The sequence below is a fragment of the Nonomuraea sp. NPDC059023 genome (assembly GCF_042740095.1).
Taxonomy (GTDB): Bacteria; Actinomycetota; Actinomycetes; order Streptosporangiales; family Streptosporangiaceae; genus Nonomuraea.
Genome location: NZ_JBHYIO010000015.1, coordinates 4179 through 26763 on the forward strand (window position 1 = coordinate 4179; position 22585 = coordinate 26763).

21 protein-coding genes are annotated in these 22585 nt (G+C 69.4%); 11 read left to right on the top strand and 10 right to left on the bottom strand.

The window, feature by feature from the left end:
• Positions 1-304: 304 nt before the first annotated feature.
• From ACFWYW_RS24980 to ACFWYW_RS25000, 5 genes are all read left to right on the top strand, one after another.
• The gene (locus ACFWYW_RS24980) at positions 305-1309 is read left to right on the top strand and encodes a DUF932 domain-containing protein (protein ID WP_379609344.1); all 1005 of its coding nucleotides are present in this window, start codon (positions 305-307) and stop codon (positions 1307-1309) included.
• Between the two features lie 287 nt (positions 1310-1596).
• Positions 1597-2073, top strand: coding sequence for a hypothetical protein (locus ACFWYW_RS24985; protein WP_379609343.1), 477 nt, complete (start codon positions 1597-1599; stop codon positions 2071-2073).
• A 156-nt stretch (positions 2074-2229) separates the two neighbouring features.
• A complete protein-coding gene (locus ACFWYW_RS24990; protein ID WP_379609342.1) occupies positions 2230-2826 on the top strand; it encodes a hypothetical protein in 597 nt (198 codons plus the stop codon).
• Between the two features lie 65 nt (positions 2827-2891).
• Complete coding sequence (locus ACFWYW_RS24995) at positions 2892-3449, top strand: hypothetical protein (RefSeq protein ID WP_379609340.1); 558 nt, start codon at positions 2892-2894, stop codon at positions 3447-3449.
• On the top strand, positions 3446-3877 hold the full coding sequence (locus tag ACFWYW_RS25000; protein ID WP_379609339.1) for a hypothetical protein: 432 nt from the start codon (positions 3446-3448) through the stop codon (positions 3875-3877). Before ACFWYW_RS24995 ends, ACFWYW_RS25000 begins: the two co-directional genes overlap by 4 nt.
• Before the next feature lie 84 nt (positions 3878-3961).
• Here the strand turns inward: ACFWYW_RS25000 and ACFWYW_RS25005 are convergent, their stop codons facing one another.
• From ACFWYW_RS25005 to ACFWYW_RS25035, 7 genes are all read right to left on the bottom strand, one after another.
• Positions 3962-4693, bottom strand: coding sequence for a hypothetical protein (locus ACFWYW_RS25005; RefSeq protein ID WP_379609337.1), 732 nt, complete (start codon positions 4691-4693; stop codon positions 3962-3964).
• 319 nt (positions 4694-5012) lie between these two features.
• Positions 5013-6002, bottom strand: coding sequence for a C40 family peptidase (locus ACFWYW_RS25010; RefSeq protein WP_379609336.1), 990 nt, complete (start codon positions 6000-6002; stop codon positions 5013-5015).
• A complete protein-coding gene (locus ACFWYW_RS25015; RefSeq protein WP_379609335.1) occupies positions 5999-7036 on the bottom strand; it encodes a replication-relaxation family protein in 1038 nt (345 codons plus the stop codon). Before ACFWYW_RS25015 ends, ACFWYW_RS25010 begins: the two co-directional genes overlap by 4 nt.
• Before the next feature lie 105 nt (positions 7037-7141).
• A complete protein-coding gene (locus ACFWYW_RS25020; RefSeq protein ID WP_379609334.1) occupies positions 7142-9730 on the bottom strand; it encodes a type IV secretory system conjugative DNA transfer family protein in 2589 nt (862 codons plus the stop codon).
• Positions 9727-11592, bottom strand: coding sequence for a VirB4 family type IV secretion system protein (locus ACFWYW_RS25025; protein ID WP_379609332.1), 1866 nt, complete (start codon positions 11590-11592; stop codon positions 9727-9729). The genes ACFWYW_RS25020 and ACFWYW_RS25025 overlap by 4 nt, the downstream gene beginning before the upstream one ends.
• Positions 11589-12557: a PrgI family protein gene (locus ACFWYW_RS25030; protein ID WP_379609331.1), complete on the bottom strand. Its 969-nt coding sequence runs from the start codon at positions 12555-12557 to the stop codon at positions 11589-11591. Before ACFWYW_RS25030 ends, ACFWYW_RS25025 begins: the two co-directional genes overlap by 4 nt.
• A complete protein-coding gene (locus tag ACFWYW_RS25035; RefSeq protein ID WP_379609330.1) occupies positions 12554-13981 on the bottom strand; it encodes a hypothetical protein in 1428 nt (475 codons plus the stop codon). Before ACFWYW_RS25035 ends, ACFWYW_RS25030 begins: the two co-directional genes overlap by 4 nt.
• On the opposite strand from ACFWYW_RS25035, the gene ACFWYW_RS25040 reads away from it, so the two are divergent.
• A complete protein-coding gene (locus ACFWYW_RS25040) occupies positions 13953-14258 on the top strand; it encodes a hypothetical protein (protein WP_379609329.1) in 306 nt (101 codons plus the stop codon). The two genes, ACFWYW_RS25035 and ACFWYW_RS25040, sit on opposite strands and share 29 nt — an antisense overlap.
• Before the next feature lie 10 nt (positions 14259-14268).
• Here ACFWYW_RS25040 and ACFWYW_RS25045 read toward each other — a convergent pair whose 3' ends face one another.
• The 3 genes from ACFWYW_RS25045 to ACFWYW_RS25055 all read right to left on the bottom strand — a co-directional run bounded on the left by ACFWYW_RS25045 (position 14269) and on the right by ACFWYW_RS25055 (position 16495).
• Positions 14269-14685 (bottom strand): pilin, encoded by a 417-nt coding sequence (locus ACFWYW_RS25045; RefSeq protein WP_379609327.1) that lies wholly within the window; start codon positions 14683-14685, stop codon positions 14269-14271.
• 310 nt (positions 14686-14995) lie between these two features.
• Positions 14996-15853 (bottom strand): hypothetical protein, encoded by an 858-nt coding sequence (locus ACFWYW_RS25050; protein WP_379609326.1) that lies wholly within the window; start codon positions 15851-15853, stop codon positions 14996-14998.
• A gap of 378 nt (positions 15854-16231) precedes the next feature.
• Complete coding sequence (locus ACFWYW_RS25055) at positions 16232-16495, bottom strand: hypothetical protein (RefSeq protein ID WP_379609324.1); 264 nt, start codon at positions 16493-16495, stop codon at positions 16232-16234.
• A 250-nt stretch (positions 16496-16745) separates the two neighbouring features.
• Here ACFWYW_RS25055 and ACFWYW_RS25060 point away from each other — a divergent pair, with 250 nt between their 5' ends.
• The 5 genes from ACFWYW_RS25060 (at position 16746) to xerC (ending at position 22493) form a co-directional block, all read left to right on the top strand.
• Entirely contained in the window at positions 16746-17675 is a 930-nt protein-coding gene (locus ACFWYW_RS25060; RefSeq protein WP_379609322.1) for an SEC-C metal-binding domain-containing protein, read from the top strand.
• Positions 17676-18361: 686 nt separating this feature from the next.
• Positions 18362-19285, top strand: a complete 924-nt coding sequence (locus ACFWYW_RS25065; protein WP_379609321.1) for a hypothetical protein — start codon at positions 18362-18364, stop codon at positions 19283-19285.
• Complete coding sequence (locus ACFWYW_RS25070) at positions 19285-20202, top strand: TRM11 family SAM-dependent methyltransferase (protein ID WP_379609320.1); 918 nt, start codon at positions 19285-19287, stop codon at positions 20200-20202. Before ACFWYW_RS25065 ends, ACFWYW_RS25070 begins: the two co-directional genes overlap by 1 nt.
• Positions 20203-20520: 318 nt before the next feature.
• Positions 20521-20778 carry a helix-turn-helix domain-containing protein gene (locus ACFWYW_RS25075; RefSeq protein ID WP_379609318.1) on the top strand — a complete coding sequence of 86 codons (258 nt, stop codon included), beginning with the start codon at positions 20521-20523 and terminating at the stop codon, positions 20776-20778.
• 5 nt (positions 20779-20783) lie between these two features.
• Positions 20784-22493 carry a tyrosine recombinase XerC gene (gene xerC, locus ACFWYW_RS25080; RefSeq protein WP_379609316.1) on the top strand — a complete coding sequence of 570 codons (1710 nt, stop codon included), beginning with the start codon at positions 20784-20786 and terminating at the stop codon, positions 22491-22493.
• Positions 22494-22585: the final 92 nt, after the last annotated feature.

The window sequence follows — 22585 nt, forward strand, 5'->3', positions numbered from 1 at the left end:
GTCGTCAACTCGTGTTTGGTCCCTGACCCCCCGCGCGGCGCCGCCCACCCCGGGCCGCGGGTCGGCCGGGCCGCCCCCCCCGCCCCCCCCGCCACCCCGCCGCAACCAACCCGGCCCGCGCGGCCCCACCGTCAGGGCACCCGGCCCCGCGCCGGACGGGCACCCCTAGCCCGCACAGATCACCGGCCCGCACCGCGCCGGGGTCCAATCCACCACCCCACACCCGCTCGCGGCATCGCGTCTGTTCCGCATGCCCGCACACCACAACACCGCACATAGGCACACATCTGAAAGGGAATCTGTCATGGCTCACGAAATCGAAGTCTTCGCCAACGGTTCGGCCGGATTCGCCGCCGCCGGAAAGCCCGGCTGGCACGGGCTCGGCTACACCGCGCCCGGCCCGATGACCGCCGAGGAACTGCTGTCCCACGCCCAGCTCGCCGGGTGGAACGTCCGCAAGCTGCCGGTCGGTCAGGTGACCGACCCCGTCACCGGCCACACCGTCACCACCGACGAGGACTTCCTGGTCGTGCGCACCAACCCGGTCACCCGCCAGCCCGAACGCCTCGGCCGGGTCGGACGCGACTACCAGGTCCTCCAAAACGAAGACGTCACCGGATTCCTCCAGACCCTCGTCGACGAGTCGGGAGCGATCTTCGACACCGGCGGCTCCCTGAACAACGGACGGCGCGTATTCATCACCATGCGCCTTCCCGAACCCCTCATGGTCGGCGGGTTCGACCAGATCGACCTCTACCTCGCCGCGTTCTCCCGGCACGACGGATGGGGTTCGTTCACCACGGTCGCCACCCCGGTACGCGTGGTGTGCGCGAACACCGAACGCGCGGCGCTGGCCAACCACGCCTCCAGGTTCACCGTCCGGCATACCGGCAACGTCGCCGGGCGCATCGCCGAAGCGCGTGAGGCGCTGAAACTCACGTGGAAGCACGGTCAGGCGTTCGCGGCTGAGGCCGAGAAGCTGCTCGCCGTCCCGATGGACCGCAACGAATTCCGCCAGTTCGCGACCCGCCTGCACCCGCTACCGGCGGACGCCAAGGACCTGACCAAGCGCAACCACGACCTGACCATGCGGGAGCTGGAGTACCTGTTCAACGACGCGCCCACCCAGGAGCCGATTCGTAACACGCGGTGGGCGGCCTACAACGCGGTGACCGAACGGCTGGACCACAAGTCCCCGGTGTTCGGCAGCCGCGATGTCGCCACCGTCCGCGCCGAGCGCGCCCTGCTGGATGACCACGACAACGCCAAACTCAAAGCCAGAGCCTTCCGGCTACTCGCCACCGCCTAACGCGCCCCGCTGTCCGGTACGGCCCCGATGGAGGCCGTACCGGACACCGCCGCCGGGCGGCACAGCGTCACGCGGGCGTACGGCCCGCCACACGCCCCGGCCCGGCCCTACCGGACCCCGGCACCTACCCCGGCCCGGTGCCCCCGCCGTAGCGGCGCGGGCACGGCACGGGCCCCACCCCCGGCACGGCCCCACCCCCGGATACCGCGCCAGCGCCCCGGCCCATGCCGGGGCCGGACGCCCCGCCCACCACGCCCCACCACCTGACAGTGAAGGAGATCATCATCATGGGTCGACTCGAAGAGCGCGCCAGTCAGCACGTCCACGACGCCCGCCACGCGCTGGGCGAAGCTCTCGACCGTGTCTGCTCCCTCGATGACGAGGGGAACCTGGACGACGCCACCCTGGCCCGCATCGCCCACCTCTACCACCGGATGAGCTGGTGGCAGCAGGTCACCGACCTCACCCACGGCATCGAGGACACCGTGGACGGCGGGACCGCGATTCTGACCGTGCGGCAACACGCCCGGGAGTTCCTGATCAGCGCCCGCCCATCTCGCGGCGGCCTGTTCGCCCAGGCCATGGCCGAATCCCGCCGCAACGCCGCCCAAGGCTTCCTCGCCGCAACCCAGAGAATCGCCGACGCCCTCACCCCACCACCCGCACCACCCGCACCGGCCACACCGGCCGCCCACCCCGATGACACCTACGGCGGACACGCCGGGCCCCTGCCCGACCCATGGACCACGCCCCCCGTCTTCTAACCCCAGCCGGGATACGGCCATGACCTCACATCCCGTCCGCCCGGCAGCGCGGGGACCGCCCCGCGCCGCCGCCCGGACAGCCCCACCCACATACCCCTCACCCCTCGCTCGTCCATGTCACCAACCGTCCATGTCACCAACGAAAGGACCACCTCCATGAACGACCTCTACGGGCCCGGCCCCCTTCCCCCGTACGGCACAACCGCCAGCGCCGCGACCGGCTCGAACCTCACCAACGCCGAACCGGTCGAGGAGGCGGGGTGCTCGATCGATGAGCTCACCACTGAGAAGATCACCGAAGCCCGGCACGCCTACTACACGGCAGCGGCCGAAGCCGTCGCCGCCCTGCAGAACGGCGAGTTCCTCTCCGCCGAGCAGGTATTCGCCGCCGCCTACGCCCAGACCACCCGCGCCTGGTGGGACGTCGTCGACGGACAGATCACCCTCAAGCGGCTGGCCTGCGACCACGCGTTGCGACGCGTGCGCACCATGGCCCGCCACTTCCTGACCAACGAAGCCCCCGCCAGACGACCGGGAACCCTCTTCGACCACGCCCTCGCCCACGCCGCCCGCATGGCCGCCCGCGACTTCCTCAACGACAGCGGCGAACTCCTCACCCACCACCTCGCCGAGTCCGGCGACGCAACCGACCATCCCGGGCCGGACATGCCGGTGGACCCCCGCCACCCCAGCGACCCGCACGCGCACCCCGGACCCGTTCCGGCGCAGCACTCCACGCCGGACACGCCGTGAACGCCCAACCGACCCCGTCAACGTCGCCCGGCGCTGACGTCACCACCCCACGAAAGGACACCCCTGTGAGCGACCACCCGCAGCACCCCGACACCCCGAAACCCCCACCCGACAGCGAAGCCGCCGCCGCCATCCTCACCACCGCGCCCGCGCCGGGCGAGACGCTGTCGATGGAGGCCATCATCGAGCAGGCCCGCACCACGCGGCGGCGCAGCAGCGAGGACATCGCCCGCAGGCTCGGCCGGGGGGAACACCTTTCCGCCGAGCAGTTCCACGACACCCTGCGCGCCCAGACCCTCGCCACCTGGTGGCTGCTGGTCGACCGGCACATCCGGCACGCGGGACGCAGCCAGGGCCTGACCCAGAAGCAGACACTGGCCAAATTCGCGGCCTGGATCAGCTCCTACCTCGACCACGACGACCCCACACCGGATGTCGCCATGGTCGTAGGCGTCCTCGGACCGGAGGTCGAGCACGAATTCTCCATCATTCACCTCAACCGGGCCATGGCCCTGATCCGGCGAGACGCGGCCCGGACCTTCATCGCTCAAGCCGAGGCACTCGCGCCGGCCTCCGCGGAGCAAAGTCCTGCTGCTTCATCCGGTGAAGAGGGGATGGCATGAGCGGCAACATCGCCAGCGGTGAGCTTGCCACCGCCGCCTCGCACCAGCCGGGCATGACGGCCTCCGCATCTGGACGCGCCGACGGGGTGGAGTTCTTCCAGATGATGGCCTGGCGATGGGACATCACCAAAGCCAAGAAGCTCACCCAGGGCCGCGCGCCGCAGGGCCGGATCGAACCCCGGGAATGGGCAGGCATGCTCCAACTGATCTCCATCAACCACGAGCACGCCGCCCAGACGGATCTGTCCGAGCCGCTGATCGTGGCCACCGTGCCGAACGGCGGCATGCTGATCATCGACGGCTGGCACCGCCTGTACAAGGCGCTGACCACCGAAGCACCCGAGCTGTCGGCCATCGTGCTGACGGCCGAGGAAGAACTCGCCTGCCGGATGCACGGAGGCGACAAGGGCCAGGGCTACCTGAGGTAGCGCCTGAGCCGGTAGCGCAAGGGGTATGCCCCGCCCAGCACAGTAACAGTGCGCTGGCCGGGGCATACCTCCTGCACCACCGGCTCACACAGGCGAGCCCGGCGGCTTGGGCGTCGCCCGGGTTTGACGCCTACCCGCCCTGACCATGGCGCCCTTCTCCATGATGGCCTCAATAGATGGGTTTGTTCCGAGACCGAGCACGCTGACGAATGAGCGAGGCGGTTCCGGCGCAGGTGCAGGCTTGATCCTCTTAACGACAGGGCCGCCGCCGTCTGGAGCATGAGGGTCGCGGTGGTGAACGGCGTGACCGATGAGGTGGAACGTGGACTCGATGGGGATCATGTAGTCGCGCAAGCTGGCCTCGTCCTCAATGGACAGGGTGGCGTCTTGGGGCCGGTTGCGGTTGTGCAGGTCGACGTTTTCGGCACTGTCGAGGCAGTAGTAGATCTCGCCTTCCAACCATCCGGCCTCGGCACTGTTCAGCTTCTCGTCATCGTTGGACTCATAACGGATGACCAGCACCCGATACCAGTGGTCACGTACTTTGAGCTGCTGCAGGACGCGGTTTCGGAGTCCGGGGTTGGTGGCTTTGCCGACGTAGGCTCCCCACCGGCCCTCGGCATCGGGGCGGTCGAGCAGGATGTAGGCACCGGGCACGTTCCAGCTTGGGTCCAGGCTCTTGACCTGGTGGCGATAGAGCAGAAGCATGCCGGCCACCTTGTGCTTGGCCCGAATCTTGATCGGCTCATCGGGGTACTCGGAGAGGGTGACGACGAGCGGGAACGCGGCAAGCCGTACAGCGGACACGGGGGGCATGGGGAGCTCCTTCACTTGGATCTACTGGAGATGTCCCGGCCAGTATCGGTCACATCGCTCTGCGTGACCACAAGTTTCGAGAAACAGGAAAAGGCCCTTCACCTGCGGATTTATGTCTGCACCTACGGACTTTCGTCGATGCGGCACCGGGCTCATGGCGTCACCCGCCGCCGTGACGGTGTCGGGCGGGTAGGCATCATGGGCCGGGCGGCTGTGGGCCCGGTGCGGCCCTACGGGGGCCCGGTACGGCGTCCCCCGCCCCCATGGCCCCGCCCCCGGCCACGGTTGCCGTCCTGCCGCCACGGGGGCTGTGGGCGGGTTAGCGCGGGTCGGTCCGGCCGGTGGGTGCGTGGGCGGCCGGGCGTGAGAAGCCGATCAAGTCATGGCGTTGGTAGGTGTCGATTTTGACGACGGTTCGCTTGTTGGGGGCGTGGATCATCTGGCCGCCTCCGATGACGAGGCCGACGTGTCCGGGCCCGTCGGGTTCCATGCGGAAGAAGGCGAGGTCGCCGGGCTGCTCCTGCCCCCGTGAGATGGGCGGGCCGTGCCGCCATTGGTCGGCGGCGACGCGCGGGATGGAGATTCCGGCGGCTTGGAAGGCGCGCATGGTGAGTCCGGAGCAGTCGAAGGCGTTCGGTCCTTCGGCTCCCCACACATACGGTTTGCCGAGCTGAGCGTGGGCGTAGGCGATGACGGCGGCGACCTGCTCGCCCGGGATGACGGTCACACACGTTCCCGCCAGCGCGTCGACCACGCGCTGGGCGAGCGGCTCCCACTGGGCGTAGGCGTTGGGATATCCGGAACGCTGAACGGCTTGCGCGGCCTGGGTGAGCGGGAGCCGCTCCCACCGCTTCACCTTGACCAGATGGTCATAGAAGGTGCCCGTGGCGTAACGCGGATCGAGGATCTGCTCGCGCGTTCCCCAGCCCTGGGAAGGACGCTGCTGGAACAGCCCGAGGCTGTCGAGGTGCCCGTAGGCCAGGTTCCGCAGCTTGGACTCCTGCAAAGCGGTCGCAACGGCGATCACCGCCGCCCGCGCGGGCAGACCGCGCTCCATCGCGACCTGGACAATCAGCGCCGCATGGGCCTGCTGCTCACCGTCCAAGGTCAGCGTGGCGGCGGCGACGCCGGTGGGTGCCGGGGATGCCGCGACCGGTCCACCCTCCCTGCTGGTCATCGGTGCATCGGGTGTGATCGCGCAGGCCACACCGCCGGGCGTGCCCGAGCCGGTCAGGATGCTCGTAGCGGCTGCGAGAAACGCCAAGACGATGAGCAGCAGGAGGGCGGCGCCGGCCGCGGCGGTCTTCACCTCTCACTCCCCTCTTGGCCGAAGATGCGGTCGAGGAAGGCGTTCTCGTCCTGGCTGGTGTCAGGCGGGTCGGGGATGGTGCCGAGGGTCAGGTGGGGCCATCCCTGGTCGAGGTTGGCCAGCCGCATGCGCGGCTGCCCGGCCTCGGCGAAGGCGGGCAGCCAGATGGGTCCGGCCGGGCTGTCGCCGTTGTGGGTGTGGACGGCGGTGGCGACCGGGATCTCATCGTCGTTGAGGTGGGTGGCGAGGAGTTTGCGCAGGTTGGTTTCGCGGGTGCGGTTGGGCAGCCAGAACAGCACGGGCGTGGAGAAGCGGGTGGCGTCGGCGAGGTCGCGGTAGTGGTCGACTTTGGCGGCGACGCGTTTGAGGGGTTCGGTGCCGGTGTCGTGCTCGAGGAAGAAGTCAATCTGGCGGCTGCTCTCGGTCCAGCAGCCGTAGGCGTCGGGGCGAGCCAAGTCGCCCCACCGTCTGCCGCACTCCATTTCTGACAACCATGCCTTCAATGCGGCGGTGGGGGTGTGGCGGGCGTGGGCGTGCAGGCGGGAGAAGAAGTCGTTGACGCCGACTTGATGATGGAGCCGAGAGGAGGCGGAGACCTTGGTGTCGGGGTCGTAGCCGAGCTCTTTCACGGTGACCTCGCGGCGGGCGGCCAGAACGTGCGCTCCGGCCTTGCCCAGCGCCCAGTGGATCGGGGCCGAGCCTGCACCGTATCCGGCCCAGGGCCGAAAGCGGACGACGGCGTTGAGCGCGAGCAGGGTGGACATGCGGGCCCGGGTGGCTTGCACGATGCCGAAGAACATGCGCTGGATCTGGTGCGTGGTCAGGACCTGGTGCCGGTGCAGGTGGTCGAGAATCTGGAAGTCGCGTTCGGTCAGGCGGGCGGCGAGCGCGGGCAGGGCGGCAGGGTCGAGGCGGGGCTGGGACGCCGGGAGGGGCTGGATGGTGAGCCGGGCCAGCTTGCGGGCCGCCTTGCGGGCGGTGGGCGGATGGGTCGGCGTGCAAGAGCATGAGCAGCCGCAGGGCTTGTTGGGCATGGCGAACCTCCGTGTGCGGGCAGGGCGAGGACAACGGTCGATCAGGAAGGGCCGGATTCGAGAACGGCCGCGTTCGGGAATGGCCGCGTTCGGGGATGGCCGGGTTCAGGAAGGGCTGGGGTCTGAGGTGGCGGCCGGGCCGGTATCGGAGGAGGTTTGGCCGGACGCGTCGAGGGCGGTTCTTTCCGCTGTGTGGCCTGATCTCCTGGCCGCTGCCTGGTGGGTGAAGCGCTGGCGGGAGGCGTGCCGGATCTCCGCCTCACGCCCTTCGACGGCGGCGGGCAGGGGCCGGGTGCGCAGGGTGAATGCTGTCGTTTGCTGGCCGTCCACGATCAGGCGGGCGGCGGCTTGGTAGGCGCCCAGGTGGGTGAGGTCGTGCGGGGTGAGCAGCGGGGCGGTGTGGTGTTTGAGCTCGCCGGCGTCTTTGGGTGAGGCGTTGAAGTACACCTTGTTGCGGGCGTCCGCGGAGAGTGCTTCGCGCAGGTCGGCGGGGAGCTGGTCGAGGTGCTGGTGGGCCAGCACCAGAGAGAGCCGGTAACCACGCGCCTCGGCCAGCACATCGTTGATGTGACCAGGCAGGTTCAAGAAGTTATGACACTCATCGATCACCAGGGAGGCGTCCGGCCGGTCGACCTCGGCAAGGTTCGAGCGGCGGGTGGTGGCCTGCCAGGTGTGGGCCAGCAGGATGGAGCCGAACAGCCGGGCCGCGTCATCGCCGAGGATGCCCTTCGGCAAGCGCGCGAGCACCAAGCCGCCCCGGTCGAGTAGCTGGCCGATGGGGACGGTGGTGTCCGGGCTGGCCAGCGCCTGCCGCACGAACGGCCGCAGCAGCACGGCGCGCAGCTTGTTCATGACCGGGCCGATGACGGTGGCCTGCCCGGCCGGGGTGAGGGCTTCGTAGGAGTCCCAGAACCCGGCCAGCAGCTCATCACGTAGCTCGGCCGTGGTCCGGGTACGGAACGCCGAGTCGGTCAGCAACCTCGGCACATCCGCCAAGGTCGCCTTACGACCCAGGACCGAGGTGAGCGTGAGACAGGTGGAACGCAGCAGATCGTCCACGCGTGGTCCCCAGGCTGTGGAGAAGCACCGGTGGAAGATGGTCACCACGGAGTCGACCGCGAAGGCCGGGTCGTGCCCCGCGAGGATGTTGATCGACGGTGGCGGAGCCGGGTCCTGCGGATCGAACACCACCGTCCTGCCGACGGCCCGCGCTGGGAGCCGGTTGAGAATGTCGGTGATCAGGTCGCCCTTCGGGTCGATGACCAGGGCGCCTCGCCCTGCGGCTGCGTCGGCCAGGACCATGTTCGCGAGCAGGGTGGATTTGCCGACGCCGGTGCCGCCGAGCACGTGGGTGTGATGCCGCCCGTCCCGCACCGGGAGCGCTATGGGCCGTTGGGGGCCGCTGTCGGCGTCGCCCAGGACGCGGGCCGTGCCGCCCGTCGCGTTGCGCGGTACGGCCGGTGACGGGGCGACGGGGCGGGCCCCGGCGCGAGTGACGCCGGGGGCATCGATGTCCCACGGCAGGTGCGCGAGCGCGGCCAGCTCGGCGACGGACAGCAGGTAGCCGCGGTCGAGACGCCGCGAGCTGATCACGCGGGCGGGCCGGAAGAGGCGGGCTCGGCGCAGGTACTGGTGGCTGCCGGTGAACAAGGCGAAGACGCCGGCCAGAGTGTGGGCTTGACCTCGCAGCCACCCACGAACCAGATCACCAGAGCCCGAACCCGAGTCCGACTCCGCGTGGTCTGGCCGGAGACTCACGGCCGGTGGGGTGGAGGTGGGCTGGCGGCTGGTGGAGACGGCGTAGCGGATGGCCACCTCATAGCGCGGCTGACCGGCCTTCGCGAGGATCACCCGCACCTGTTCCGCGCGTTCGGGGAAGTCACGGGCCAGCTCGCCGGTCCGGTGGTGGTCATGCGAGTCGGCAGGCATGGGGAGGATGGCGTCGAAGAGGCGGCCGATGTGGTTGCGGCTGCCGCCGCCGCGTAGGTGGGCGGCGGCGCGGTAAGCGTGGCGGAGACGGCGGCCGGTGGTGGGGCGGGCGAGGATCTGCACGACCGCGTGTTCGCCTTCGCGCAGGCCGCTCATGGCTTCGAGCAGGGAGCGGGCGGGGTCGTGGTCGTGGTCGGTGGTGAGCGGGAAGTGCTCGGGCCCGGCCAGCACCAGGCGTCCGCCCGCGACCTGCGCGCCTTCGGGCAGGGGTGAGGTGGCGGGCGAGGTGGTGGTGGTTGCGCCGGGCCAGGCGGCTTGGATGGTTTTCTCCACGATGCCGGGCGGGATGGTGCCGGGTACCCAGAGGCGGATGCGGACTCCGGCGTCGCTGCCGTGGTACTCCCACACCAGGTGCGGCTGCCCGGTGAAGAACCGCGCCCACGCGGGCCGCAGCAGCCCGACGAGTTGCCGCCACAAGACGAGGGCGCCTTCGGGGTCGCTGCGCGGCGGGGAGGAGATCTCGATCAGCCGGGCCTGGGGGGTCATGTCGGCGTGGTGGGCCCAGCCGAGCAGGCAGCGCACCGCACGGACCGCCGTCCAGGTGACGGCCCAGGCGGCGGCCAGGTAGGGGCCGTAGGCGAGGGCGAACTCCGGAAGCCGGGCGGGTAGCTCGGCCAGGAAGTCGAGAGCCTTCCGGACGTCGTGCTCATCGATCCCGCACAGCAGACACGGGTTCTCGGGGTCGGTGCTGATCGAGTGGTTCAAAGCGGGTCGCCTTCCTCATCGTCGTGGTTGTTGGTGTTGGTGTTGGTCTTTGCGGTGAAGGTGGTCGGCATAGGCGGTGGCGCAGGTGGTTGGTTGACCTCGGCGTGCTGGTCGAGTTCGGCCAGGTGGGCGGGGTCGGTGGTGACCAGGGCCGCCTCGGCGGGTGAGGCGATGATGTGGAAGGCGGCTCGGCTCGCCGGCCCGGCCACCAGGAGCGCCTCGCCTCGCTCCGCGGTGAGCAGGAACTGGCGCTCGCCGTCGGTCAGGTCGAAGGCGTCCCCGACCGCACCGATAGCTTGCGGCGCCTGGCGAAGGAGAATCTGATTGGCCGCGTTGGCGACGATCGCCTGCCCCAACTCGCTACCGAGCAGGTCGGCGGCGTCCTGAGTGATGACCGCGAGCCCGGCCCAGTGCTTACGGGCCGCCTTCGCCATCCGAAACAGAAACTTCGCCCCTTCGGGCTCCTTCATCAGCAGCCACGCCTCATCCACCACGACCAGGCGTTTGCGCCGGTCGCGCGGATTGGCCACCCGCCGCCAGATGGCATCCAGCGCGAGCAGGGTGCCGACCGCTTTCATCTCTTCCGGCAGATCACGCAGGGAGAAGACGGTCAGGTGCCCGGCGGGTTGGGTGGTGGTGGGTCCGTCGAAGAGGGCGCGGTAGGAGCCGGAGACGTAGGGGGCGAGCTGCGCGGCCAGCTCGGCTCCCGCTGACCCGCCGCCTTCCCCGCTTTGAGTTTCGGTCAGGGTGGTGACCAGATCGGCGAGCAGGGGTGCGGGCCGGGTCCAGGTGGCCGGGTCGCGGGTGATTCCGGCGGCTTGGTAGGTGGCCAGGATCGCTGAGTCCAGCGTTGCCCGCGTCTGGGCGGTGGGCTGGCTGCCGAGCATGGTGGCGATCAGGGTCTGCAGGAACATCGCCCGCCGCGACAGCACGTCATCGCGGGGGCCGTGGCTGGCGGGCAGGTCGAACGGGTTCCATCGAACTCCGGCCGCGCCGAGGTGCAGGCAGGTGCCGCCGACCGCTCGCGCGAGGCGGGCGTACTCGTCTTCGGGGTCGACGACCGCGACCTCGACACCTTGGTAGAGCAGGCGCAGGGTTTCGAGTTTGGTGAAGTAGCTCTTGCCAGCGCCGCTTCTGGCGAGGACGACGGAGTTGTGGTTGTCCTGGCCGTAGCGATCCCACAGCACGACGCCGGAGCCGGTCGCGCTCAACCCATACAGCACGCTCGTCTGGCCGATCTCGGTGGCGAGGTCGGGCGAGGTGAACGGGAAGCTCGCCGCGAGCGCTGTCGTATCGAAAGTGCGCGTCATGCCCAGGGAGTCGACGCCGAGCGGCAGCGTGGTGGTCCATCCCTGCAAGGCGCGGAACGTTGCCGGTTGCGCATCCAGCAGGAGTGAGGAGGTGAGCGCGCGGACGCGGTCGACCTCGGCGGATAGTTCCGGCTCGTTGGGGGCGTGGACGGTGAGGTAGAGGCCGACCTTGAACAGGCGGCCGTGGCCTCGGGCGAGGCTGTCGGCCAGGTCGGTGGCGTCATCGGCGGCGGCCTCGGCAGCAAAATCCTGGAGGCGGCCGTGCTGGGCGTCGGTGCGGCTGGCTGATTCCAGGCGGGCGAGCTGGCGGCGCAGCCGCATCGCGGCGACCTGCTGCGGAATCGGTTCGATGTGCAGGGACACATCGAGATGGCCGGGGTAGGTGAGCAGCGGTTCCAGCCACCCTGCGCCGACCTCGCGCGGGTAGCCGGTCACCGCGAACGACGCGCAGACGGCGCTAGGCAGAGTGAGGGTCCGCACGCCCACACCGACAGCGGCGGGGTGGGTCAAGGCGCTCGGCTCCGGGGCGTGGGTACGGCGGCGCAGCTTCATATGGTGCTCCTGACCGAGGCGGAGGTGATGAGCTCGTCTGGCAGTGCCTGGCCGGCGGCATGGCGGGCGCCGGGGTCGAGGCACTCGGTGAGCGCCTGGGCGGCCTCGTCGGCGTCCAGCACGCGGGTGGTCACACCGAGCGAGGCCAGCGCGCGTTCGGCTTCAGCGGCTCGCCGCAAGACGACCGCGGCCGAGGCGTCGCGCCGTACCGAGCGCCGCCCCCGGCTGCTGGCGGAGTGGTCACGAAGCACGACGAGCACCTGCCTCTGCAGCAGTTCACGCGAGGTGTTCAGGTCGGCCAGGTAGGCGGCGTGCTCACGGGCGGCCTGGGCCAGCGCCGGGTGCGGCAGGGCCTCGGCTCGGGCGTCGATGGTCTCGGCCAGGTCGGTCAGATCCGCTGGCCGGGCTCGAGCCAGCAGCTGCACGGGGGCTTCCAGCGAGTTCAGCCATCGGCCGAACCCGCCGACGAGCGCGGCTTGCTCGCCGGTGGTGCGCAGGTGGAAGGACAGGGTGCCGGTCTCCACCAGCACGGCTACACCGCCATCTGCCAGTTCGAGCGCCCCGTCCGTACGGATCGCCCGCACCGGGAGCCGGAGCGGGGCGGGCAGCTTGCCGCGCAGGCGGCACCACCTCGGCGGTTGGGTCACTCCGTCCGGCGCGGCCACCAGCTTCTTGCTGGCCTGGCCGTGCAGCAGTGCGGCCAGCGCGAACCGATCGAGGCTCAGCCCGTCCCGCCGTCCGAGGGCGATGGCGATGCCGAGAGCGACGAGCGGAAGCAGGATCGCCGCCAGGATGACCACGGGCAGAAGCTCATGGAGCAGGTAGTAGACGGCGGCGGCGATCCCACCGGTCAGGGCGACGATGAGGAGTTGGCGGATGGTGAGTCCGTAGGCGATCTTGTCGGGTTGGTTGATGTCGGCCGGGATACGAGCCAGCAGCGGCGGCGGCTCAACCTCGGGCTTCATGACTTCCCTCCTCGTGGCTGGCGTTGGGTGCGCGGGATGCGGCGGGGCGGCGGATCAAGCCGCAGACGCAGCTGGCCGGGACGAGGCGCGCGGGTGGGCATGCCGGGCAGCCGGTCTTGCACCCACGGCGGCCGGGGCCGAATCCACGGGCCTGCCGGTGGCGTACGCGGCGGCGCGGTGCCGGGCGGTGTCGGTGGGCGCGGGACACGGGTGACGGGGAACGGCAGCGCAAGCTGGGTGCCCTGCCGGGCTCTCCGGGCCAATGCGGCGGCGGCTTCCGGTGTCGGCGGGGCTGGGCTATGGGCTGGCAGGTTGAGCGGGAGTTCAAGCTGCTGCCAGGCAGCCTTGCGGTTGGACATGGCGGCTCCCGTCGATGAGTTGGGTCCGGGTCGCTTGGGCTTGTTCGGGCCGCCCGGCTTGGGGCCAGCGCCGCCACGGCCCTTGCCTCGGCCTGGTCCGCCGTGCCGGTGCGTGGCTGTCTTGGCCCCTTTGCCGGCGGCGGCTGCGCGACGGCCTTGGCCGAGGGCGCGGGCGGCTCCGAGGGTCTTGTAGATGATCACGGCCTTGATCAGCCGTTTCAGCAGCTGAGGCTGGGCCTGCTGCCAGATGGTGCGAGCCACCCAACCGGGGATCTTGATCAGCACGAACAAGACACCGATCAAGATCAGAATGTCCAGGGCCCGGTTCGCGGTGGGCCGCAGCATCGCCCCGATCGCATCCCCGGTACTCGGGTTCGCGGGGGCGAGCGGATAAGCGGCAGCTGAATCTGTGAGCAGCAGTTTGAACGCGAGGATCAGGCCGATGGCTTGCAGGATCTGGATGGCCAGCAGCCCGCCGACGCACCGCCACCACAGCTTCGCGACGCCCTCGGTCTGCGGCAGCGCATGACACAGCAACGCCAAAGGTGCGGCGATGATGAGGAACAGCAGCAGGGTGATGCGGATGATGCCGATGAAGGCCAGCACGAACCCCATCACCACCGCGACCGCGATCAGCAGCACCAGAAACAGCACGATGCCTTTCGGGTCTTTGATCAGGCCGTCGACCTTGGCCGCGATGAAGTTCCCCGCCCGCGCGGGGTCCACACCGTCACCGAGCAGCGCGGCGACCATCGCGTTGGCCAGCTCGATGGCGTGCTGGCAGATCGTCAGCGAGGCGTTCACGGTGATGACGGCGATCACCAGGCGCGGGATGACCTCGCCGGGTGTGGTGGACAGGCCCGAGCTGCCGTAGGCCATCACGATCACCCCGGCCGCCAGCACCATCAACACCAGCAACGCGTTCGCGATCAACCGGACGTGGCCGTTCAGCTCCCGGACCCGCTCCAGCATCAGCGGCGGCGGCGCGGCCAGCAGGGCGCTGCCGGCCAGGACGAAGGCAGGTTTGATGGCGTCGGTGACCAGGCTGGTGAACCAGCCGTTCATCGCCTGGTTGAGCTTGCACCCGGCATCCATCCACCCGCACTCGGCCACCCCGCCCGGTGCCGACGGCGAGGTGGTGGATGGTGGGGCGGGTGGAATCCAGGTCACCTGCGACGGCTTCGGGCTGGCGCTCGTTGTGGGTGATGGCGTGGGTGTGGGGTCGGCGCTGGCCGGTGCAGGCGTCGCTATGGAGCTTGCAATGGCCGTCATCGTGAGCAGCGCCCAGACGAGAAACGCGCGGTGCAGCCAGCTTGCCCGGATGCGCGGTCGTCGCCTCTGATGGAGGCGGTTCACTCCGCGCCCACGATGCCTTTGAGAATGGTCACCAGGAGCGGGGCCAGGGCGGCGATCCCATACCCGAGCCCGGCGTAACGCAGGCCCTTCTTGGCGGACTCGACCTCGCCGGGGTCGCCACCGGCCAGGATGTAGCGAACTCCGGCCACGGTCAGGAACAGGGTGGCGAGGGCGACGAGGAGACCGACGATGACGTTGCGCAGGTTGTCGATCACCGTGTTCAGCGAGTCCGGCGGCGCGGCCAGCACCCGGCCGGGCGCGTAGACGGTGGCGGCGGTAGCGGTCGTGGTGGCGTGGGCGAGGGCGTAGCTGAGCAATGCCCCCAGGGCGATCGTGACGAGGACAAACAAAGCGGCCAGGGCGATCTTGAGGCTGTGGGCTTGTGAGGTGGTGGTGCGGCGTGGGCGGGTCATGGGCTGTCCCCCGGAAGTTCTGGTGCTGGTCGAGCTGGCGGGTGGTGCGATGGCGGAGGCGGCGCGGAGGGGGCCGGGCCCGGCGGCGGGGCCGGGTGGGCGTCCTCCTTCGAGGGCGTGGAGTGGTGGGCTGGGCCGGGTGACAGGGACCGGCGACCAGGTAGGTCCCGCTGCCGGGCTCGGCGCCCCTTAAATCCGCGCTGCCTTCACTTGTCCAAAGACCTGGTCGAAGAGCCGAGATCGGACAGGGCGGCCAGCGGACTTTGCGCGCTCTTTGCTGGCGGGTCCCCGCTGGCGCGCGGTCCGATCGCTACAGGCGGCGGGCGAGAATCGCCTGGTAGAGGGCGTTCTCGGCCCGCTGACGGCGCTTGAGGACGGTGCAGTAGAGCAGGCCGCGGCGACGGCAATATGCGGAGAGCGGGATGCCCTCCAGCCGGGTAAGCCCGATCAGCTCCGCCGACGCCTGGGTGATAACCCCTTCGGCGGCTGCCTGGGCGAGCAGCAGGTCGGGGTGGCCGGCCGGGTAGGAGAGCGCCTGCTGCCCGTTCTCGGCATGGTCGAGCAGGTCGGGGTCGTCCAGCAGGCGCGGCGGCTCGACCGCGGATGCCCGCAGGACGGCGTACTGGGTCAGCCGGGACAGCCGCAGCAGCGGGTGCGACCAGGCCAGGTTGACCCGGATGAGGGCTTCCATGAAGGCGGTCAGGATCTCGGCTTCGAGGTCTTCCTGGTCCATGCGGGCGAGCCGGTCCGGATGGTCGGTGTGCTCGGTAGGGAGCTTGGTGGTGAGGGCGGTGACCAGGCGGCCCAGCATCGGGCGGGCCAGCGCGACGGCGGCCACCATCCACGCACCCCGGTGGGCGCGGGCCTGGGTGATGAGGTGGCGCCAGACGTGGTCGCGGGTGGTGCGCGTGCAGGACCGGCGCAGCAGAAGCTGCCGCAGCTCATCCAGCGGGATCAGCCGAGCCGGAAGCCCCTCACCGAGGGCGGCCCCGTCAACCGACAGCGGCTCGGGGCCGCGCATGAGCAGGTCGAAGGCGTGCCCGGCCACATCCAGCGGCAGCGAACTCGCGAGGGATGCGGGTGTGGTGGCCGAGGCCGTCAAGGTCGCGGCGGTGGTGGTGGTGGCCGGGGTGGTGTCCGTGGAGAGGCGGACCGAGGTGTGGAACATGGGCGACGCTCCCGATGCGGAGAGGCGGTTGAGACGTCGCCATCCGGTCAGAGCGCCCGTACAAGAAACCCACAGAAAATGATCAGACATCGGGCACGGCAAAGACCACACCAGCATTCACTGATGCTCCGGAACCATGTATGACCTGCGAAAACGTAGAATCTGGCCGTGTGGGCCCATCGGGCGGCGGGTTGCGGCCTGCCGTGGAACTGGGCGCGGAAACCTGTGCTGACCTGCGAGAACAAGGCTCGTCCGAGATTCTCGGGTCAAGCTTGCATCAAAGGGGTAGACGCCCTGAACTGGGGGCGGCTCGCTTCACGCGCGGTCGACGATCACCTGCGGCACCGTCATCGCGCTCGACGGCCGTCGGACAGGCGTTCAGAGGCCCTGGCCGGGCTCGTCATCCGGCCGGCCGGGGAAGGTGAGGCCGGCTGGTGCACGGGCGGCTTTAGGGACCTCGGCCAGCTCACCCAGCTCCGCGACCGCGTCCGGGGCGAGCAGAAGCTGGCCGTAGAAGCCGCCGTACTCCGGCTTCAGATTGGCGGCCATCATCGCCTTCACCTGAACGACCAGCTTGACCAAACGGCGCTCGGCCAGCTCATCCATACGGCTCGGCAACCCGTCCACCTTCCACAGCCTCATCCGTGCAGAGGCTTGTTCTCTGACCTGTCGCAGTGAAGGTTGAGCGTTCCCACCGAAGGTTGAGGGCACAGCCGCGCAAGCACGATGGGTGAAGCCGCATGGCGGCCCTCGCATCGCACGCAGTGGAGGACGAATGGCAATTGAGGCAGTAGTGAAGGTCATTTGATGGCATCTTGGAGGCATGAGGCCTACCTCTGTCTTAGTGCCCCGGCGACTGGCTCACCTGGCCACTGATTCCAGGGGCTATCCCGTGATCGCGACAGTGGAACGTGATGCCGATGAAGCAGTGCACTTCGGCAGTGTCAATGAGAAACGCAAGCTGGCCCTTGCTACGTTCGACTGGTGTGCAGTGTGCGGCCTGCCGTTCGGCGAGGAACTGCGCTGGCAGGTCATCTCCTTTGCGGAAGCCGGCGGCGGAGATCTAGATGATGGTGTTGTGTGCGGTGAGGCACCTGTGCACGAGATCTGCGCCGTCTATTCGGCGCAAGTCTGCCCGCATCTGAGTTCTCCTCGTCATCGGCTCGGTGACGAATGGCGTCGTGGTACGCGGCGACAGCAGGTCATCAGAATGGCGGGCTTCCGCAAGACCGAGGGTCTCGTGGCCGCCAGATCAGGGTTGCAGAACAGCGCCTTCGTCCTCCACTTCGTCCAGAGCGGCTATGGAGCAGAGTTCTCGTACGAGACGCCGGACGAGCTCACCGACCGCTATGAGAAGCTGCTCGCCGTCGAAAACGTTCCCCCGGTTCATGGCGCGGAGGCCGAGCTGATTGCCATGTTCAACCAGGTCGATGACAAGGGCGGAAGTGTGGCCCTCGCCGCGTTGGTGGCGGGCGCGGCATTTCTGCCCAATGTAGCCCGCGTGCAGGGGATGAGCCGACTCACCGGCTATCGCAGGACGGCCCTCCAGTGCATGGATCTTAGCTCCATTGACCCTGGTAAATGGGTGAGTGGAGGCTCCCTTAACGCCGTCAGTCGTTGGCTGCTGGAGCAGCCGCATCTGCCTCCCCTCCTGGAGAGATGGCGAATGCTGGGGCGACGCAAGGCACGATCGAATGGGATCGCCACCGGAAACGATGGTGCGGCTGGCCCTGGACGGGAGGTGGCGAAGAACGCCCCATGCCCGTGTGGCTCTGGTCGCAAAGCACGACGTTGCCACCCAGCCGGGATCGCTAACGCGTGACTTTTCGGGCCAGTAACGCGAACGCGCGGAAATACCCTCAAAGCCTCAGTCTCAAGTCAACTTCGGTCCTCGTGTCACACACAGCACCGGCTGAACCTGCACTGACCGGTCCCATCACACTTCGATGAGAAGACCGCCGCCCACCTGCCTTTGGTGACAACGCCCAACATTCGCTGCAACGGAACATTCTCAGCGTCTGCCGCCCCCGCCAGGCGTTGCCCGGAACTTGTACGAAAACGCTGTGACCTGCGAAAACAGTGTCAGCAGTGGGGTGGGGCTGGCTGCCGGGCCGCGATGAGGTGAGGCGCTGGCCCGGCGCGAACGGCGGCCGGGGGCAGGACGCCCCCGAACGGGCCGGACCCCCTCCAGCGTCCGACCCGTTTGCCGCACCAGTATGGGCGTAGTCGAGCGGACACGTTGGGTGAATAGCGTAGGTGAGGTGCGGTAATGCGCCCGACCGGATGCCGGGATGGCCTCGATGATCTGGCAGATACCACCGCCTCCCGACAGGCTGTCCACAGCCTGTGCATTACCGAGGAAGGAGCCTTCCTGCGGGGAGCATGGTGAGCGTGACACGGACCGGCATGACGCGATCTTTGCTTGACGGCCCGTCCCAACTCGACCCTGGCGGCAGGTATTTGGATAAGTGACAGGGATCAGTGACCCGGTGCTCGGGCCACACCCACATGACCAAGCCCATCAACCACCGCATCACCCTCGACTACGACTTCCACAACGAGTACGGCGCACCCGCCGTACTGACCGCTGATCCGCGCGGACACCTCACGGTGAACCGTGAGGTGTCGGACCCGGCGCGGGGGCATCTGCCGCTGACGGTGTGGCTGGCCGCCGCCGACTGCGAAACGGACGCCGCCTGCCAGGCGGGCTGCTGCCACCCGGTCAGCGGCCCGCTGGCCCGCCACCTCATCGCTGCCTGCACCCGCATAGGCGAGAGAGTCATCCACCTGACCGCCAGCGACCACCAGGTGGCCTCGGCCGCGCTGACGGCTGGCCGCCTGCCGGTCGCCATCTACACCTACGCGCGCCAGGCGGGCGTCACCTGGACGCGGCTGGCCCGCCTGCACCCGGACTACGACCTGCACAGGGTCGACGCACGCATCACCAACGCGCCGGGCGCGGACACCCCACCGCTGCTGGCCGACCTGACCGGCAGCGCCGGGCTGGTGGTGTCGGAGCAACTGTGCAACCAGCCCAGCCCCGAGTACCCATGTTCGGCCGAAGACGCCCTGCTCTACGACATCTCCACGGCTGCCGGGCTGGTCAAGCCGGGCGGGCACCTGGCCGTGATCACCGGCCACCACCGCGCCGACGGCGCGCCCGACCCGCTGCCGCAGATCATCACCCAGGCACACGCGGCTGGGCTGGTGTATCTGCAGCACATCATCGCCCTGCGCCGGCCCGCCTCCAGCAGCCGTCGCTTCTGCGAACGCGGCAAGTTGGACACCTGGCAGGAACGGCCGGAGCGCTCCGGGTCGACGGCGAGCGCACCCGCGCACAGCGACGTGCTGCTCTTCCGCAAACTGACCATGCCTTCGAGCTCACGTGCGCACGCAGCGACCTCCGTGGCGAAGGCCGGAGGTGCTCACTGATGACCGAGCAGACGCACGCCACGATGACGGAGTCCGTGTGGGCGACCGGTCAGCAGCCCTCGCGGGTGCAGCGGCGGGGCCGGTATCTGCCGGAGTCGATGCGGCATCCGGGCAAGATGCTGCCGTCCATCGCGGCCCGCGTGATCGGCACCTATACCGCTCCGGGGGACCTGGTGGTCGATCCCATGTGCGGGATCGGCACCACCCTGGTCGAAGCCGCACACCTCGGCAGGCACGCCGCGGGTGTGGAGTATGAGGAGAAATGGGCGCGCCTGGCGGTCGCCAACCTCGCCCACGCCCGCAAACAGGGCGCGGAAGGGTTCGGGCGGGTGGTGGCCGGAGACGCCCGCAACATCGCCCACCTGCTGCCCGACCTGGCCAGGCAGGCAGCCTTGGTGCTGACCTCGCCGCCATACGGCACCTACACCCACGGCCACATCCGCTCCACCCGCGACACCGGCCAACCGGGCGTGCGCAAGTGGAACCAGCACTACTCGGCCGATCGCGGCAACCTCGCCCACCAGCAACTCCCGGCGCTGCTGCATGGGTTCGGCCGCATTCTGGCCGGGTGCGCGAGTCTGCTGCGGCCCGGCGGGGTGGTGGCGGTCACCGTGCGGCCGTACCGGGTGCGGGGTGAGCTGGTCGACCTGCCCGGCCACGTCCACCAGCTCGCCGAGGAAGCGGGGCTGGAGTTCGCCGACCGGATCGCCTGCCTGCTGTGCGGGCTCGGCGACGGCGTCCTGCTGAACCGAGCGAGCTTCTTTCAGCTCCACGAGGCCCGCAAAGCATGGGCGCGCGGCATACCGATCCACGCAGTCGCGCACGAGGACCTGCTCATCTACCGCACGAGAGCAACGCCTCATCCGGGGCTGGCCGCGCCCGACCCCCACCTCCCAGAGGGCCACGAGCTGGAGTAGCGCCCCATGGGCCCCTGTTCCCGGCCCGGATGCGGGCCGCGAACAGGGATTCGAGCCCTGACCTGCGGACTTCGCTTGACACGGGCCAACAAGGTGGGCGTCGATACCGCCGCCACCAACCCCGACCCCGCACCGAACCCCGGCACGCCGGGGGCTGTGACCGGCCCGTCGCCAACGGGACGGCCACACCCCGGCCCGGTGACGGGGCGGGGGTGGGTTGGTGACGTAGCGCCCACCACAGCCCGCCCGGCCGCACCGGGCCGCGCATCCCGCGCGGCCCGACCTGCCCCTATTCATCCACGCGCATGGAGGTGATGCATGACCGGCACAACCCCGAACCAGCCCCTCGACGCCGAGACAGCCGGACGCCCGGAAGTGGTGAGCCTGCTGGCGGCCGGGCGGCTGCTCGGCATGGGCCGCACCAAGACATACCGCCTAGCCAAGGCAGGCGCGTTCCCGTGCCGGGTGCTGCGCATCGGCGGCCGATACGCCGTACCGGTGCGCGGGCTGCGGGCGCTCCTCGACCAGCCAGAAGAACACGGCGGCGATGGCCGCCAGACACGAGAGGAAGGATGATCACGATGGCGAATGACCCGTGCACGACGAAGGCGGTAGGTAGGGAGGTGTCCGTCGCCAAGGGCACCACGCACAAGATCTGCGCCTGCATCGATCCCGACACCGGCAAGAACATCGGCAAGACATGTCCGAAGCTGCGCACCACGCACGCCAACGGCGGGAAACGGTGGAGCTCGACGCACGGCACCTGGGCCTACCAGCTCGAACTCCCCGCGCACGCCGACGGCAAGCGCCGCACCCCGCTGCGGCGGCGCGGCTTCCTCACCTTGGAGGACGCGGAGGCGGAGCTGGATCACGCCCGCGGCCTGCTCGCCCTGGACCCCGACCCGGCCGTACGCAGGCAGGTCACCGCACTGATGCTGTCGGTGCTCAAGACCACCATGCAGCTTCCCGACACCGAAGAAGTACGGCGCAAGGTCCGCACCCATCAAGATCTGAACCGGCACATCACCGTCGGCGAATGGCTGGAGGAGTTCCTCAAGCGCAAGCGAGCCATCGAGCCCACCACCCGGCGCTCGTATGAGTCGCACATCCGGCTGTATCTGATCCCGTACCTGGGTGACATCCGGCTGGACCGGCTCCGCGTGTCGGACGTCGCGGGCATGTTCGACGCGATCGAGGAGTTCAACGACATCATCGCCACCGAACGCACCAGCGGAGACCCGGCCCGTGTGCGGGCGGTGCGGTATCGGCGTCCGGTGGGCCCGAGCACGATGCACCGCATCCGGGCGACGCTCCGGCACGCGTTGAACATCGCCATTCGGCAGGACCGGTTGCTGGACTTCAACCCCGCCGCCGTCGTCGAACTCGCTACCGCCTCCCGGCCCAAGCCGCTGGTCTGGACTGAGGAGCGGGTCGCCCAGTGGCGCCTCGACCACGCCACCCACCTGGGCCTGCTCAAGCGGGCCCGCGAAGCCAAGGGAGGCAAGGAGGGTAAGCGGGTCGACCCGGTAGTCGCCTACATCGGTGCGCCGCGTCCCTCGCCGGTGATGGTGTGGACCCCGCAGCAGACCCAGCAGTTCCTCGCCCACGCCCGCAGGGATCGCCTGTTCGCCCTGTACCGGCTGTATGCGATCAACGGCCTGCGCCGGGGTGAAGGCGTAGGTATCCGCAAGCCGGATGTCGATTACAAGGCGTCGCGGATCGGGATTCACTGGCAGATCACTCAGCTCGGCTGGGACGCGATCCAGGGCACCCCGAAGACCGATGCCAGCGATCGGGAGATCGCCGTCGACGCCGAGTCGATGACCTGGTTGAAGGAGCATCAACGGCGGCAGGCGCGGGAGCGGCTGGCCGCGGGGGCGGAGTGGGTGGAGTCCGGGTTCGTCTTCACCGACGAGATCGGCCGGCCTCTGCATCCGCAGTATGTGACGGATCGCTTCTACGCGATCTGTTACCAGGCCGGACTGCCACCGATCAGGTTGCATGACCTGCGCCATCTGGCGGCCACAGCGATGCTCGCGGCCGGGGCGGATGCCGTCCTGGTGCAAAAGGCGCTCGGGCACCGCACGGCGTCGTTCACCCGCGACACCTACATCAGCGTCTACCCCGAAGCCGCTGCTGCAGCGGCCGAGGCGACGGCCGCGTTCTTGACCGGAACACCCGCACCCGCACCCCGGCCACTACCACCCATTCGCCGGGGCACCCGTGCCGGAGCGAAGGGTACGGTATCCGGTGAAGCCGGTGGGACGGTGATCCACCTGCCCACCAGCTAGAGAGCCGCGATCAGGTGGCAGAAGGGGGAGGTAGGTCAGCCGCACGCTGACCTACCTCCCCTTTCCCGTTCTCTCCTTTCCCCCGCAGCGGG

What these genes read in the sequence shown, in the direction of transcription:
- ACFWYW_RS25000 (WP_379609339.1), top strand. Translation starts at nt 3,446, where the DNA reads ATGAGCGGCAACATCGCCAGCGGTGAGCTTGCCACCGCCGCCTCGCAC.
- ACFWYW_RS25030 (WP_379609331.1), bottom strand. Translation starts at nt 12,557, where the DNA reads ATGAAGCCCGAGGTTGAGCCGCCGCCGCTGCTGGCTCGTATCCCGGCC.
- ACFWYW_RS24980 (WP_379609344.1), top strand. Translation starts at nt 305, where the DNA reads ATGGCTCACGAAATCGAAGTCTTCGCCAACGGTTCGGCCGGATTCGCC.
- ACFWYW_RS25070 (WP_379609320.1), top strand. Translation starts at nt 19,285, where the DNA reads ATGACCGAGCAGACGCACGCCACGATGACGGAGTCCGTGTGGGCGACC.
- ACFWYW_RS25075 (WP_379609318.1), top strand. Translation starts at nt 20,521, where the DNA reads ATGACCGGCACAACCCCGAACCAGCCCCTCGACGCCGAGACAGCCGGA.
- ACFWYW_RS25005 (WP_379609337.1), bottom strand. Translation starts at nt 4,693, where the DNA reads ATGCCCCCCGTGTCCGCTGTACGGCTTGCCGCGTTCCCGCTCGTCGTC.
- ACFWYW_RS25035 (WP_379609330.1), bottom strand. Translation starts at nt 13,981, where the DNA reads ATGAACGGCTGGTTCACCAGCCTGGTCACCGACGCCATCAAACCTGCC.
- ACFWYW_RS25025 (WP_379609332.1), bottom strand. Translation starts at nt 11,592, where the DNA reads ATGAAGCTGCGCCGCCGTACCCACGCCCCGGAGCCGAGCGCCTTGACC.
- ACFWYW_RS25055 (WP_379609324.1), bottom strand. Translation starts at nt 16,495, where the DNA reads ATGAGGCTGTGGAAGGTGGACGGGTTGCCGAGCCGTATGGATGAGCTG.
- ACFWYW_RS25015 (WP_379609335.1), bottom strand. Translation starts at nt 7,036, where the DNA reads ATGCCCAACAAGCCCTGCGGCTGCTCATGCTCTTGCACGCCGACCCAT.
- xerC (WP_379609316.1), top strand. Translation starts at nt 20,784, where the DNA reads ATGGCGAATGACCCGTGCACGACGAAGGCGGTAGGTAGGGAGGTGTCC.
- ACFWYW_RS25045 (WP_379609327.1), bottom strand. Translation starts at nt 14,685, where the DNA reads ATGACCCGCCCACGCCGCACCACCACCTCACAAGCCCACAGCCTCAAG.
- ACFWYW_RS25065 (WP_379609321.1), top strand. Translation starts at nt 18,362, where the DNA reads ATGACCAAGCCCATCAACCACCGCATCACCCTCGACTACGACTTCCAC.
- ACFWYW_RS24990 (WP_379609342.1), top strand. Translation starts at nt 2,230, where the DNA reads ATGAACGACCTCTACGGGCCCGGCCCCCTTCCCCCGTACGGCACAACC.
- ACFWYW_RS25050 (WP_379609326.1), bottom strand. Translation starts at nt 15,853, where the DNA reads ATGTTCCACACCTCGGTCCGCCTCTCCACGGACACCACCCCGGCCACC.
- ACFWYW_RS24985 (WP_379609343.1), top strand. Translation starts at nt 1,597, where the DNA reads ATGGGTCGACTCGAAGAGCGCGCCAGTCAGCACGTCCACGACGCCCGC.